The following is a 14,601-nucleotide window of genomic DNA, read 5'->3' as shown; positions in this document are numbered from 1 at the left end:
ATATACTGCCCGCTCACATGTGAGCGGACTGGCCCCATGGCTCTAAAACAAGAGCGCCCCGAAGAGGCGGAAGGCCAGTCGTTGTCGCCGGAATGCCGGCATCAAGCAAAGGATGGGAACAAGGATTCATGATCCCGAGACTCGATTACCAGGACAGTTTGTCACCTACAACCCTGCAGTTTCTTGAGTTGCTGGCGCGATCAGCATTTCGTGGTGATATCGAAAAGTCTTATGCAAGCCGGTTGGCGATGGCGACGGATAACAGCGTCTATCAGGTAGTACCTCAGGCGGTTCTCTATCCGCGCAGCGCGGATGATATTGCGGTGATGCTCAAGCTGGCTCAGGGGCCAGAGTACGCCACCTTGAGTTTCTTCCCTCGCGGCGGCGGCACCGGCACCAATGGCCAGTCCCTGGGCGGCGGCATTATCGTCGATCTCTCGCGCCATATGAACCAGATCCTGGAAATTAATCTGGAGCAGGGCTGGGTGCGCGCCCAGGCCGGGGTGGTGAAGGATCAGCTCAACGCCTACCTCAAACCTCACGGCTACTTCTTCTCGCCGGATCTCTCCACCTCCAACCGCGCCACCTTGGGCGGCATGGTCAACACAGATGCCTCGGGGCAGGGGTCCCTGGTGTACGGCAAGACCTCGGATCACGTGCTCGGCCTCAAAGCCGTGCTGGAAAACGGCGACATCATGGCCACCGAGCCGGTGAACGGCCAGCGCCTGGCAGACAAGCTGGCCCTCGAGAGCCGCGAGGGGGAGATCTACCGCACCCTCTATCGCATCGGCCGCGAGCGGCGCGCCGACATAGAGGCGACCTTCCCCAAGCTCAACCGCTTTTTGACCGGTTACGATCTCAAGCATCTTTATCAGCCCGACACCGACACCCTGGATGTAAGTCGGGTGCTGTGCGGATCTGAGGGGTCCCTCGGCTTCATCACAGAGGCTCGTCTCAACATCACCCCCATTCCGCGCTACCGCACCCTGGTCAACGTCAAGTACGACAGCTTCCCCTCCGCCCTGCGTAATGCCCCCTTTATGGTGGAGGCTCACGCCCTGTCGGTGGAAACGGTGGACTCCCGGGTGCTGGGGCTTGCTCGCGCCGACATCATCTGGCATTCGGTCAAAGAGTTCATTCAGGAGGTGCCCGGCAAGGACTTGCAGGGGCTCAACATCGTCGAGTTTGCCGACACCGACGAAGCCGAGCACAAGGCCAAGGTGGCCGAGCTGTGCCGCCGTATCGACGGCCTGCTGGCCAAGGGGGAGGCGGGCATCATCGGCTATCAGGTGTGCAGTCACCTGCCGAGCATCGAGACCATCTACGGCATGCGCAAGAAGTCGGTGGGGCTGCTCGGCAACGCCGAGGGGCGCAAGAAGCCGGTGGCCTTTACCGAAGACACGGCGGTTCCCCCCGAGTCACTCGCGGACTTTATCATGGAGTTTCGTGCCCTGCTGGACGGCCACGGTCTCGACTACGGCATGTTCGGCCATGTGGATGCGGGGGTGCTGCACGTGCGCCCGGCGCTGGACTTGTGCGACCCCGAGCAGGAGGTGCTGCTGCGACGCATCTCCGATCAGGTGGTGGCGCTCACCGCCAAATATGGCGGCCTGATGTGGGGGGAGCACGGCAAGGGTTTCCGCTCCGAATACAGCCCCGCCTTCTTCGGCGAGCTGTGGGAAGAGCTGCAGCGGGTCAAGGGGGCCTTCGATCCCGCCAACCGCATCAACCCGGGCAAGATCTGCATTCCCTATGGCAGCGGCGCCGAGCTTGTGTCGGTGGACGGGCCCAAGCGCGGCAAGTTTGACCGCCAGATCCCGATCGCGGTGCGGGAGAGCTACACCCGCGCCATGGACTGCAACGGCAACGGCCTCTGCTTCACCTTCGAGACCGATTCCCCCATGTGTCCCTCGGTCAAGATAAGCCGCGACCGCCGCCACTCTCCCAAGGGGCGGGCCGGGCTGATGCGCGAATGGCTGCGCCAGCTGGCGGAGCAGGGCTTCGACCCGCTCGCGCAAGAGGTGGCCCTGCAAAGCGGCGGTTTGTCTATCAAGGCCATCATCGACAAGACGCGCAACACCCTGGCCCGCGCTCGCGGCCAGTATGACTTCTCCCACGAGGTGATGGAGGCGATGGAGGGGTGCCTGGCCTGCAAGGCATGCACCAGCCAGTGCCCCATCAAGGTGGACGTGCCCACCTTCCGCGCCCGTTTCATGCAGCTCTACCACAGCCGCTATCTGCGCGGCCCCAAGGATTACTTCGTCGGCACCGTCGAAGCTTACGCCCCGCTGCTCGCCAAGGCCCCCAAGCTGGTCAACTTCTTCCTGGAGAAAGAGTGGGCCCAGAAGGCGACCGAGAAGAGCATCGGCATGGTGGATGTGCCGCTTCTGAGCATCCCCACCCTGGCCGAGGAGCTGCGTGATCACAAGGCCCGCTATTTCGATCTGCCGGGCCTCGAGGCCATGAGCCCCGAGCAGCGCCGACAAGTGGTGCTCATAGTGCAGGATCCATTTACCAGCTATTACGACGCCCCCGTGGTGCGGGATCTGGTGAAGCTCGCCAGCAAGCTGGGCTATCAGCCCTACCTGCTGCCCTTCAAGCCCAACGGCAAGCCCCAGCACGTGAAGGGCTTCCTGCGCGCCTTCGCCCGCACCGCCGCGAGCGGCGCCCAGTTCCTCAACAAGATGGCGGCGCTGGGCATCCCCATGGTGGGGGTGGATCCCTCCCTGGTGCTCTGTTATCGCGATGAGTATGTGAAAGCCCTGGGCCCCGCCCGCGGCGACTTCCAGGTGTTGCTGCCCCAGGAGTGGCTGCTCTCTCTTCCGGCTCCGCAAGTCAGGGCCGCAGCGAAAGAGCCGGAGCAGGCCGAGCCCTGGTATCTGTTTGCCCACTGCACCGAGAAGACCGCCAAGCCCTCGACCCACGGCGACTGGGGCACCTTGTTCCAGCGTTTTGGGGCCAGCTTGCGGCCTGTGTCTGTGGGCTGCTGCGGCATGGCCGGCACCTATGGTCACGACGCCAAACAGGTGGAGAACTCCAAGGGGATCTATGGTCTCAGCTGGGCCGAGCCCCTGGCACGCTTGCCCAAGGATCGTTGTCTGGCTACCGGCTATTCGTGCCGCAGCCAGGTCAAGCGGATGGAGGGGGAGAAACTCAAGCATCCGCTGCAGGCGCTGCTGGAACTGCTCTGATGCTGCGCTTCCCCAAGCGGTTTCGGGTGCCGCAAGCCTATCGGCACCCGGACTTTCTGCTGCTGCCTGCCAGCCCGAGCCAGGCGGTGGTGGAGTTCGTCGCCATGCTGCGCGAGCGGGAGCAGCTCCATCGGCTGTTTCGCCCGGATGATGTCTGGCCATCGGCCCAGTTCAGCCTGAGTCAGCACGAGGCCGATCTGGAGTGGCAGTGCTCGGAGTTTCTCGCCAAGCGATCCTTTGCCTATGGCCTCTGGAGCCCGGAGCGGGAGCCCGAGTTCTGGGGTGGGGTCTATCTCTACCCTTCGGTGCTGCCGGAGGTGGAGGTGGAGCTCTTCTTCTGGAAGGTGGCCGAGGCTCCCCTCGCTGACGCCGTGCTGGAGGCCGAGCTGCGCGCCTGGCTGGGCAAGGTGTGGCACTGGCACCACCCGCGCCTGCCGGGGCGTGAGCTGCCCTGGGCCGAGTGGCCCGGGGTGACCTACCCCTGGTGATGCAAGGTACTTGTCAAGATGCCCCGGTTCGGGGCATCTTTTTTCTTCTTCGCCGACACGGCTCGTGTCCAACCTATTGATCACATAAGGAGTCTGCTCGCCATGAGTCAAGAAAATGCCCCCATCTGGCGCAAGCCCATGAGCCTGGAGGGGCTCAATGCCAGCTCCCGCAACACCCTGATGGCCCACCTTGGTATCCTCTATACCGCCTTTGGGCCCGACTGGCTCGAGGCCAGCATGCCGGTGGATCACCGCACCCATCAACCCCTCGGCATGCTGCACGGCGGCGCCTCCGTGGTGCTGGCGGAGACGCTGGGGTCGCTGGCCGCCAACATGGCGGTAGGGGAGGAGAGCTACTGCGTGGGACTGGAGGTGAACGCCAACCACCTGCGTGCCAAACGGGAAGGGGTGGTGACAGGGCGTTGCTCGCCACTGCATCTGGGGGCCACGACCCAGGTGTGGCAGATTGAAATCCGGGACGAACGTGGGCGTTTATTGTGCACCAGCAGACTGACCATGGCGGTGCTCAAACACAAGCGGGACAAGGACTCCGGCGAGGAGTGATCTGCAATAACGCACCATGGGTGCAAAATAAGCAAGCCATAGTCGCGAGATCCCTCTATAATTGCCAACGTCTTGAGAGGCTTATCACATTTTTCAAGACAGCAGAACAAAGTGGCGCTATAATCGCCGCCTTTTTGCTATTCCGCGGTGTTAGCCGCCTGCCTTAATCTGGAAGAATCTATGTCTGATACCGAACAACTGCCCCTTTTTAGTGAGCTTGGACTGGCCGCGCCTGTATTGAAAGCGCTGCAAGACGTGGGCTATGAGCGCCCGTCACCGATCCAGGCCGCAGCAATTCCCCACCTGATGGCGGGACACGATCTGCTGGGGCAGGCGCAAACCGGTACAGGGAAGACCGCTGCTTTTGCCTTGCCTCTGTTGTCTCGTCTGGAAGCTGGTAACCGTAACACTCAGATTTTGGTGCTGGCACCGACCCGTGAGCTGGCGCTGCAAGTTGCCGAGGCGTGCCAACGTTACGCCAAGCACATGCCTGACTTCCATGTCCTGCCCATCTACGGTGGTTCCTCTTACGAAACCCAGACCCGCGCCCTGCGCCGTGGTGCCCAGGTGGTCGTCGGTACCCCGGGTCGTGTGATGGATCTGATCCGTCGCAAGAACCTGGACCTCTCCGGCCTGAAAGCCCTGGTACTGGACGAAGCCGATGAAATGCTGCGTATGGGCTTCATCGACGATGTGGACTGGATCATGGAACAGTGCCCGGCCACCCGTCAGGTTGCCCTGTTCTCTGCCACCATGCCGGACCAGATCCGTCGTGTTGCCCAGAAGCACCTGAAGCAGCCGAAAGAGATCAAAATCATCACCAAGACGTCCACTGCACCGACCATCCGCCAGCGCTACTGGCAGGTAACCGGTCTGCACAAGCTGGACGCCATGACCCGTCTGCTGGAAGTCGAGCCGTACGAAGCCGTACTGGTCTTCGTGCGCACCAAGAATGCCGCCGAAGAGCTGGCTGGCAAGCTGGCCGCCCGTGGTCACGCCTGTGAAGCCCTGCACGGTGACATCCCGCAGAAGCTGCGTGAGCGTACCGTCGACAAGCTGCGTCAAGGCCAGCTGGACATCCTGATCGCCACCGACGTCGTCGCCCGTGGTCTGGACGTCGAGCGCATCACCCACGTGGTGAACTACGACATTCCGTACGACACCGAATCCTACGTTCACCGTATCGGCCGTACCGGTCGTGCCGGTCGTAAAGGCGAAGCCATCCTGTTCGTGGCTCCCCGCGAGCGCCGCATGCTGCGCGCCATCGAGCACGCTACTCGTCAGGCCATCGAGCCGATGAAGATGCCGAGCACCGAGGACATCAACCAGCACCGCATGACCAAGTTCAAGGAGCGCATCCGGGAAACCATGATGGGCGAAGAGCTTGAGATCTACGTGAACCTGGTGAACGAGCTGATCGAAGAAGATTCTGCCGATCCGCTGGAGCTGGCTGCCGCCCTGGCCAAGCTGGTGCAGGGTGACCAACCGCTGCTGCTGGATGACTCCATCACTGAACCGGCAAGCGACCGTGCTGGCCGTGAGTTCGAGCGCCGTGACTTCGGTGATCGTGCTCCCCGTGATTTCGGTGACCGTGGCGATCGTCCTGCCCGTCGCATGCCGTCCCTGGAGCCGCGCCCGCTCAAAGACAATCCTGACGTAGAGATGGAGCGTTACCGCGTAGACGTGGGTGCCCATCACGGCGTCAAGCCGGGCCAGATCGTGGGCGCCATCGCCAACGAAGCGAACATCGAGAGCCGTTTCATCGGCAACATCGACATCGCCGATGACTTCTCCACCGTCGATCTGCCCAAGGGCATGACAGCCGACGTGCTGGAAGTGATCAAGAAGGCCCGTGTCTGCCAGCGTCCGCTGCAGATCACTCGCTACACCGAGGTGCCGGCTGGCAGCAACACCGCCCCCCGTCCGCCCCGCAGCGATCGTCCCTTCAACAAGGACCGCCGTCCCAGCGGTGACCGTCCGTTCAACAAGAGCGGGGAGCGCCGTGAAGGTGGCTTCAACAAGGATCGCAAGTTCGGTGGCAACAAGCGCCGCGACAGCTAAGTCCAGACCTGATTGATGAAAGGCCGCTCCATGAGCGGCCTTTTTTTGTGCGCCTAGTTCGGACAAGAGTTCGGACAAGGGTTCGGGCAAGAGCATTGCGCAAGGCGCCGAGGCCAGCCCCAGGGCCAGTTTGGGCTGGGAGGGATGCGGTCGAGGAGGCGGGATGTTACCTTGTGCCACTGGATGCCGGCGGCGCAAGGTGAGACGCCGCCGGGCAGTGACGGGCAGGGGAGAGACGTATGGATCGATTGGGGGTGATGGAGGTCTTCGTGCTGGCGGTGGAGACAGGCTCCTTCTCGGCGGTGGGACGTCGGCTGGGACTGGGTCAACCCACAGTATCCAAGCTGATTGCCCAGCTGGAGGAGCGTCTTGGCAGCCGCCTGCTGCTGCGCTCGACCCGTGGTCTGGCCCCCACCGAGGCGGGGGAGGCCTATTATAGGCGCGCCAGGGAGATATTGGCGCAGGTCAACGAGGCCGACGCCATGGTGCAGCAGTGCAGGGCTGGCCTGAGTGGCCGCCTGCGGGTGAGCGCGCCCGTCACCTTCGCCCGCCTGCACATCATCCCGCACCTGTCGAATTTTCTCAGGGAGCACCCCGGGCTGGAGCTCGAGATCCTGCTGGATGATGGCAACGTCGATCTCATCTCGGCCGGCATCGATGTCGCCTTGCGGCTCGGGGAGCAGGCGGATTCGGCGCTGGTGGCCCGTCGCCTCTCCCGCTGCGAGATGCGGGTGCTGGGCACCCCGGCCTACTTCGCGGCCAGGGGCATGCCGGCTTCCCCCCAGGGGTTGCAGGATCACGATCTGGTGCTCTACAGCCCCAAGCCCGGCATGGGGCAGCAGTGGCTGTTTTGCCGGGGAGACGAACGGATTGCGGTACGAGGGCGGGGACGGTTGACGCTCTCGGCCGCCGAGGGGATGCGGGCCGCCGTGCTGGCGGGGCTCGGGCTCGGCATCGCCTCCGAGTGGATGTTCGCTCCCGAGCTTGCCCGGGGGGAGGTGGTGGTGGCGCTGCCGGGGTGGCAATTGCCGACGCTGGAGCTCTGGACCCTGCTGCCGGCAGGTCGCGAACTCAGCGCCAAGGTGCGGGCCTTCCTGACCTTCGTGGCCGGGCTGCCCTGCGTGGGGCAGGGGCCGGAGCATGCTGGGGTGGAATAGGTGTTATGGCGGGGCGCCTGCTACTGCCGCCCCGTGTCCCTGGGTAGGCTGTGCTCATCCAGCCCGTGCCTGCACGGGGTTTATTCATCTATGAGGATGGCATCATGAGTTCATCAATCTCCACCGAGCGGGCCGCCATGGCGAGCAGCACGCCCGGCCCCGCCCTTGTCTTTGCCATGGCCCTCTCCTGCGGTCTGGCGGTCGCCAACATCTATTACAACCAGCCCATGCTGGCGGTGATGGCGCAGGATTTTCCCGGCCAATCCGCCATCCCCCTGATCGCCATGCTGACCCAGCTCGGCTATGCGGCCGGCCTGTTGCTGCTGGTACCGCTCGGGGATGTCGTCGAGCGTCGCTGGCTCATTCTGGGGCAGTTCGTATTGATTGCATTGGCCTCCACCATGGCGGCCATGGCCACGGGGCCGACCATGTTGATGCTGGCCTCAGTTCTGCTCGGGATAGGCGCCACGGCGGCCCAGCAGATAGTGCCGGTGGCGGCCACCCTGGCCGATCCGGCCAGGCGAGGGGCCGTGGTCGGCAGCGTGATGAGCGGCCTGCTCGGCGGTATCCTGCTCAGCCGTACTCTGGCGGGCCTTGTCACCGCCTATGGAAGCTGGCGGGCCATGTTCTGGCTCGGGGTGCCGCTGGCCCTGCTGGGGGGCCTGCTGATGGCCCGGATGATCCCGCTGGGGTTGCCTCGCTCTACCCTGAGCTATGCCCGTCTGCTGCACTCCCTCATCGGCCTGTGGCGCCAAGAGCCCGCCTTGCGCCGCGCCACCTTGACCCAGGCCTTGCTGTTTGCCTCCTTCAGTGCCTTCTGGACTGTGCTGGCCTTCTACCTCGCCGATCCCGCCTACGGACTCGGGGCCGAGGTCGCCGGGCTGTTCGGGGTGATCGGCGTGGCGGGCGTGGTGGCTGCCCCGCTGGCAGGACGGATGGCCGACAGGCTGGGAGCAAGGCCAGTGGTGCTGGTGGGCGCCCTGCTGGCGGTGCTGGCCTGGATCCTGTTTGAGACATGGCTCTCCCTGGTCGGGCTGGCGCTCGGGGTCATCTTGCTGGATCTGGGTGTGCAGAGTGCGCTCGTCGCCCATCAGCAGCTCATCTATGGCCTGAGGGCCGAGGCGAGGGGGCGGGTCAATACCCTCTTCATGACGGGCATGTTCCTGGGAGGGACGCTCGGCTCGAGCCTGGCCATGCTGGCCTGGCAGCAGGGGAGCTGGGTCGGTGTGGGTTGGGTGGGTCTCGCGCTGGCGCTGATGGCCTGCTTGGCCGCCCTTGCCGGGAAGCGGAGTCTGCAACCGGCCTCCTAAGACGAGCGTCGGAGACAATAAAGGCGACCCTGGGGTCGCCTTTCGTCTGCCTGCGAGGTGCCGTGTCAGAGCACCATGGCGGCTATCCAGCCGAAGATAATGAGCGGGATGTTGTAGTGGATGAAGGTGGGCACCACGCTGTCCCAGATGTGGTCGTGCTGGCCATCGGCGTTGAGGCCAGAGGTGGGGCCGAGCGTCGAGTCGGAGGCAGGGGAGCCTGCATCCCCCAGCGCACCTGCGGTACCGACCAGGGCTATGGTCGCCATGGGGGAGAAGCCGAGGTGGATGCACAGGGGCACGTAGATGGTGGCGATGATGGGCACTGTGGAGAAGGAGGAACCTATCCCCATGGTGATGAGCAGACCCACCAGCAGCATCAGGAAGGCGGCCAGCCCCTTGTGACCCGCCATCATGCCGGAGACGGACTGCACCAGGCTCTCCACACCGTGGGTCTCCTTCATCACGGCGGCGAAGCCGGCGGCGGAGATCATGATGAAGCCGATGAGGGACATCATGCGCACGCCCTGGGTGAAGGCGTCCTGGCTCTCGCGAAACTTGATGACGCCACCGCAGGTGAAGATGATGAAACCGGCGAGGGCCCCCAGCACTATGCTGTTGGTCATCAGTTGCAGCCCCAGGGCGACGGCGATGGCCAGCAGGGCGACCCAGATGTGGTTGAGGTTCAGCTCGACAGTTTCCGGCTCGGCGGCCAGGATCTTCTCCAGATCATACTGGCGCGGCTTGCGGTAGGTGATGAACACGGCGACCAGCAGCCCGATGAACATGCCGAGCACCGGAATGGCCATCGCCAGCGGCAGCTGGCTGAACTCGACCGGCACCCCGTTGTCGATCAGGTTCTTGGCCAGGATGTTGTTGAGGAAGATGCCACCAAAACCTACCGGCAACAGCATGTAGGTCGCGGTCAGGCCGAAGGTGATGACGCAGGCCACCTGGCGGCGATCGATCTGCATCTGGGCCATGACGTGCAACAGCGGCGGGATCAGGATGGGAATGAAGGCGATGTGGACCGGGATCAGGTTCTGGGAGGAGATGGAGACCCCCAGTACCGAGGTGAGCAGCAGGCTCTTGACCCAGAGGATGCGGGACGAACTGGCATCCTTGCCGAGCTGGCTGATCACCTTGCGGGCCAGCAAGTCGGTGATCCCGGAGCGGGAGATGGCCACCGCGAAGGCCCCCAGCATGGCATAGGAGAGGGCGATTTCGGCGCCGCCACCCAGTCCGCCGGTGAAGGTGCTGAGGGTCTGTTCGAGGGAGAGGCCGCCGAGCAGGCCGCCGACGATGGCGCCGATGGCGAGAGAGACCACCACATTGATCCGCAGCAGGCTGAGCACCAGCATCAGCGCCACCGCGATAACAACAGGATTCATTTGATTTCCTTATAGATTGTGTTGCTGTCTGTCGGGGGAAAGTCAGCTAGTTTGCGAAAAACGTGACAAATGTCGAGAAAAAAAACGGCAAAATGGCCTCTTCACGGCATTCCTGCCGAGCTTATCCAGCTATGTCGGGATGGAATGCTGAAAACGGTGCTGGATGACCCTGTTTATGCCGTTCTGGTCAAACCAGCTGCCCGGCGGTGGCTCCCCTTACGACCTCATGGAAAGAGGCTGCCAAGGCAGCCTCTTTCTCATGCCCCAATGGCACTACTGGGGGTTGTCATCGGCGGGCACATCCTCTGGATTGGCCAGGGGCCAACCCCCCAGGCTCTTCCAGCGGTTGACGATATGACAGAACAGCTCAGTGGTGCGCTCGGTGTCATAGAGGGCGGAGTGGGCCTCTTTGTTGTCAAAGGGGATGTTCGCACTCTGACAGGCCTTGGCCAGCACCGTCTGCCCCAGGGCCAGGCCGGAGAGGGCCGCGGTGTCGAAGGTGGCGAAGGGGTGGAACGGATTGCGCTTGAGACCGGCCCGCTCGGCGGCGGCCATCACGAAGCCGTGATCGAAGGTGGCGTTGTGGGCCACTATGATGGCACGGCTGCAGTCGCTCTCCTTCATGCCCTTGCGCACCCCCTTGAAGATCTCGGTGAGTGCTTCCTTCTCGTCCACGGCGCCGCGCAGTGGATTGAAGGGGTCTATGCCGGTGAACTCCAGGGCGGCCTTCTCCAGATTGGCCCCTTCGAATGGCGCCACATGAAAATGGAAGATCTGATCGGGCATGAGCCAGCCCTGCTCATCCATCTTGAGGGTATAGGCGGCGATCTCCAGCAGGGCATCGGTCTTGGCATTGAATCCGGCGGTTTCAACATCGATGACGACGGGGTAAAAGCCACGAAAACGGCCCTTGAGGGTGTGAACGGCGTCGGTCATGGTATCTCGGTCGGCGTGAAAGGAGGCGGCATTATGGCAAAAAAGCCGGCCCTTGTCCCTCCTGCGCCGCCATGAGTACATCAACCGCTTCTATTGTCAGCAGTTGCGCCGGCCATGGGGCTTGGCACAGACATTGATGACAATGACTTTCTGGAGGGGCGGGATCGCTGGCGCTCGGCGCCTGCCGCCCCTTGCGTGTTTTGCCCTAAAGCTTGGCTTGCCACTGCCGATAGTTAATCCGAGATAGTATGGAGGGCAAGCCGTTGAATGCTTGGGTGTTAGGGTTGATCAGCATATCCGTGAGTATGCAGTTGCAGGCGGGAGTGACCGAGTTCGGTGCCGGCCTGGATCAATCCGTCTGGCGGTTGACCTCGGATACTCAAGTGGAGTGCCGTCTCGAACACCCCATTCCCCGCTGGGGCACGGGCGCCTTCGTCAGCCGGGCCGGTCGCAAGATCAATCTGGACTTCGAGCTGAAGGGACAGCGGCCGCAGGCCAGGACCCAGACGGTGAGCCTCGGGATCATGCCTCCCAGCTGGCGCCCCGGTGTCTCCGGACGCCAGATAAGCCAGCTGCAGTTCTATCAGCAGTTTGACGGCCTGGTGGCGGGGCAAACCGCCTGGACCATGCTGGACGAGCTGGAGGGGGGGCGCATGCCCACCTTCCAGTACAGAGACTGGTATCGCCAGGACAGGCCGGTACGGGTGTCGCTCTCCTCGGTCAACTTCAGGGTCAAGTACCAGGCCTTCATGGATTGCCTGAGCGGCCTCTTGCCCTACAGCTTCAACGACATCGCCTTCAGCGTGCTCTCCTATGACAAGAACAGCGATCAGCTGTCACCTGCCTCCAAGCGGCGGCTGGCGCTGATCGGCGACTACGTGAAGGCGGACAAGAGCATAGATGTGGTGGTGATCGATGCCTACAGCGACAGCTACGGCGGGCGCTGGCCCAATCAGAAGCTCTCCGAGAAACGGGCAGATGCCATCAAGCAGGTGTTTGTGGATCTCGGCATCGAGGAGGGCAAGATCTCGGTGGAGGGGCACGGCGAGAAACAGCACGTGGCCTCCAACGAGACGGACACGGGCCGAGCCAAGAACCGGCGGGTAGTGATCAACATGGGGCGTAACGGCACCATCTAAAGTGAAGAACCCTGCGCTCTAGCCTGCTCATTTGAAACGGGGCAGGGGCCAGGTGCAGGCTGAAGCGGCTCATTTTCCCGATCACAGAGATAAAAAAATGCCAGTCGGCTGGGCCGACTGGCATTTTTTTCAAGGCTTCGCGACTTACTTGGCCAGCTTATTTAGCCAAAGAATCCGGCAGGTTTTCGCGGATCTTGCCGAGCATCTCTTTCAGGACGCGCGGGTTGGCAACCACTATGTTGCCGGAGTTTTCGTAGTTGTGACCACCCACGAAGTCGGTGACTATGGCACCGGCTTCCTTGGCCAGCAGCTCACCGGCGGCCGTTTCCCAGGGCTTGAGGCCGATTTCCCAGAAACCGTCGATGCGGCCAGCGGCCACATAGGCCAGATCCAGCGCGGGGCAGCCAGCACGGCGGATATCGGCACATTCGATGAACATGCTCTGGAACATCTTCAGGTACGGCTCGATGTGGTGCTTCTGCTTGAACGGGAAACCGGTGGCCAGTACGGTGCCAGCCATCTCTTTGGCCTTGCCGACACGGATGCGGTAGCCGTTCAGCTGGGCGCCGTTGCCACGGGTGCTGGTAAACAGCTCGTCACGAATGGGATCGTAAACGACGGCTTGTTCGGTCTTGCCCTTGACGCGCAGGGCGATGGAGACGGCAAAGTGCGGAATGCCCTTGACCAGGTTGGTCGTGCCATCCAGTGGGTCGATGATCCATTGGTAATCCGGATTGGTACCGGTAATCTCACCAGACTCTTCAGCCACTATGCTGTGTTCCGGGTAAGACTTCTTGATGGTGTGAATGATGGCCGCTTCGGCTTCACGGTCAACGTTGGTCACGAAGTCGTGGCTGCCTTTTTGGATAGCCTCGATGTTCTCGGGCTGGGAGAAGGCTTTTACTACAACTTGACCGGCGTTGCGCGCAGCGCGCACGGCGATATTCAGCATCGGATGCATAGGTTCACCACTGGATGTTAAAGAACGGGGGATAAAAGGACGCGGTATCTTACCAAGATATTCTGGAATAGCAACCATGGTACCCGCATTCGGTCATGGCGGGAGCTGGCAGATCTGACGGCTCCAATAAAGACCTGTTATCGGCTAGTCTTATCGCGACAGCCGGTGAACAGGCTGTGGTGAGCATAGGGACATGAGCCATGAATCTGTCATTAGTCAGTCAAAAACCGTCGGCAGCGACGACATTAGGGGTGCTGGCCGCACTGCGTGCCGCCAGCGGATACGGGGATTACTTCACCGAGGTGAGGGTCGCACAACCGGATAGGTGGCAACCGTCGAAGGAGGAGGCGGCCATCTTGCTGCTGGAAGAAGATGATGCTGCATGGCCGGAGCCGGTCTGGCCCGCCGGCGGCACTGCCCTGGGCTTGCCCGTGCTGCCCCTGCTGGTGCATCGACAATATGACAGCCCTCCCCAGGGGCCGGATGTCAGGGACCCGCGCTTTTACTTCGTCTCCAATGGCATAGTACTGGATGAAACTGAACTCGCGGATCCCGCCTGCAGCCTGGTCCTGCAGAGCAAGTTAGAGTCCTATTTCCCGCTTCTCTCCCGCCTCATCCTGCTGCGTCAGCGTCAACCCCTGGTGCTGTGCAGCTGATTGTTTCCCCCCTTCTTTGGGCTGTTCAAGCGGCGCAATATTTGTCATAACAGACCGATATTGCGCCGCTTGGCTGTTGTCCTCCGTGGGGATGAGAAGCGGCGGTATTCCCGTCAACGGAGGTGAGATGAAGGTCTATGAGTTGAAACGTGCCCCCAATGCCCGCCGGGTCAGGATGTTTCTGGCGGAGAAGGGGGTCGAGATGACCTATCAGCAAGTGGATCTGGGGGCAGGGGAGAACCTTGAACCCGCATTTCTGGCCAAGAGCCCGGCGGGGCGCATTCCTGTGCTCGAACTCGATGATGGCACCTGTCTCAGCGAGACTGTGGCCATCTGCCGCTACTTCGAGGAGCTCAACCCCGAGCCCAACCTGTTTGGCAACACGGCGTTGGAGCGCGCCACCATAGAGATGTGGAGCCGTATCGTCGAATTCAATCTCTGGCTGCCCACCGGCATGGCGTTTCGTCATATCACCGGCTTTTACCAGGATCGCGAGACCGTCTTCCCCGAGTGGGGGGAGGAGTGCAAGCAGCAGGCCCTGGCATGGTTTGCCAGGCTCGATGCCCGTCTTGCCGAGGTGCCCTATGTGGCAGGAGATCGCTTCACCATCGCCGACATCCTGGCCCTGTGCACCATCGACTTTGGCAAGGTCGTCGGTCTTCGCATCGCCCCGCACCAGCATCATTTGCAGGCCTGGCATGAGCGGGTGAGTGCCCGTCCCAGCGCCCAGGCCTGATCATTACGTTTGAA

12 protein-coding genes are annotated in these 14,601 nt (G+C 62.5%); 9 read left to right on the top strand and 3 right to left on the bottom strand.

The window, feature by feature from the left end; genetic code table 11:
• Positions 1–128: 128 nt before the first annotated feature.
• From ydiJ to ACF2JD_RS11930, 6 genes are all read left to right on the top strand, one after another.
• Complete coding sequence (gene ydiJ, locus ACF2JD_RS11955; RefSeq protein WP_440987480.1) at positions 129–3,191, top strand: D-2-hydroxyglutarate dehydrogenase YdiJ; 3,063 nt, start codon at positions 129–131, stop codon at positions 3,189–3,191.
• Entirely contained in the window at positions 3,191–3,679 is a 489-nt protein-coding gene (locus ACF2JD_RS11950; protein WP_163137438.1) for a hypothetical protein, read from the top strand. The genes ydiJ and ACF2JD_RS11950 overlap by 1 nt, the downstream gene beginning before the upstream one ends.
• Positions 3,680–3,781: 102 nt before the next feature.
• On the top strand, positions 3,782–4,243 hold the full coding sequence (locus tag ACF2JD_RS11945; protein ID WP_139746270.1) for a hotdog fold thioesterase: 462 nt from the start codon (positions 3,782–3,784) through the stop codon (positions 4,241–4,243).
• Positions 4,244–4,423: 180 nt separating this feature from the next.
• Positions 4,424–6,304, top strand: coding sequence for a DEAD/DEAH box helicase (locus tag ACF2JD_RS11940; RefSeq protein ID WP_162520224.1), 1,881 nt, complete (start codon positions 4,424–4,426; stop codon positions 6,302–6,304).
• A 239-nt stretch (positions 6,305–6,543) separates the two neighbouring features.
• The gene (locus tag ACF2JD_RS11935) at positions 6,544–7,461 is read left to right on the top strand and encodes a LysR substrate-binding domain-containing protein (RefSeq protein WP_440987479.1); all 918 of its coding nucleotides are present in this window, start codon (positions 6,544–6,546) and stop codon (positions 7,459–7,461) included.
• A gap of 104 nt (positions 7,462–7,565) precedes the next feature.
• Positions 7,566–8,771: an MFS transporter gene (locus ACF2JD_RS11930; protein ID WP_440987478.1), complete on the top strand. Its 1,206-nt coding sequence runs from the start codon at positions 7,566–7,568 to the stop codon at positions 8,769–8,771.
• Positions 8,772–8,836: 65 nt separating this feature from the next.
• Here ACF2JD_RS11930 and ACF2JD_RS11925 read toward each other — a convergent pair whose 3' ends face one another.
• Together ACF2JD_RS11925 and rnt are read right to left on the bottom strand one after the other, a co-directional pair.
• Entirely contained in the window at positions 8,837–10,159 is a 1,323-nt protein-coding gene (locus tag ACF2JD_RS11925; RefSeq protein WP_440987477.1) for a Na+/H+ antiporter NhaC family protein, read from the bottom strand.
• Positions 10,160–10,432: 273 nt separating this feature from the next.
• A complete protein-coding gene (rnt, locus tag ACF2JD_RS11920; RefSeq protein ID WP_167402244.1) occupies positions 10,433–11,095 on the bottom strand; it encodes a ribonuclease T in 663 nt (220 codons plus the stop codon).
• Between the two features lie 263 nt (positions 11,096–11,358).
• Here rnt and ACF2JD_RS11915 point away from each other — a divergent pair, with 263 nt between their 5' ends.
• Positions 11,359–12,234 carry a flagellar protein MotY gene (locus ACF2JD_RS11915; protein WP_171276332.1) on the top strand — a complete coding sequence of 292 codons (876 nt, stop codon included), beginning with the start codon at positions 11,359–11,361 and terminating at the stop codon, positions 12,232–12,234.
• A gap of 157 nt (positions 12,235–12,391) precedes the next feature.
• Here the strand turns inward: ACF2JD_RS11915 and suhB are convergent, their stop codons facing one another.
• Positions 12,392–13,195 (bottom strand): inositol-1-monophosphatase, encoded by an 804-nt coding sequence (gene suhB / locus ACF2JD_RS11910; protein WP_106886543.1) that lies wholly within the window; start codon positions 13,193–13,195, stop codon positions 12,392–12,394.
• Positions 13,196–13,395: 200 nt separating this feature from the next.
• Between suhB and ACF2JD_RS11905 the strand changes: the two genes are divergently transcribed.
• Positions 13,396–13,851, top strand: coding sequence for a hypothetical protein (locus tag ACF2JD_RS11905; RefSeq protein ID WP_106886544.1), 456 nt, complete (start codon positions 13,396–13,398; stop codon positions 13,849–13,851).
• A gap of 127 nt (positions 13,852–13,978) precedes the next feature.
• Positions 13,979–14,587, top strand: a complete 609-nt coding sequence (locus ACF2JD_RS11900) for a glutathione S-transferase N-terminal domain-containing protein (RefSeq protein ID WP_440987476.1) — start codon at positions 13,979–13,981, stop codon at positions 14,585–14,587.
• Positions 14,588–14,601: the final 14 nt, after the last annotated feature.

The sequence above is a fragment of the Aeromonas ichthyocola genome (genome assembly GCF_046087985.1).
GTDB classification, from domain to species: Bacteria; Pseudomonadota; Gammaproteobacteria; order Enterobacterales; family Aeromonadaceae; genus Aeromonas; species Aeromonas rivipollensis.
Note: the sequence above shows the minus strand (reverse complement) of the source record. Positions and strands in the feature narration are given on the sequence as shown.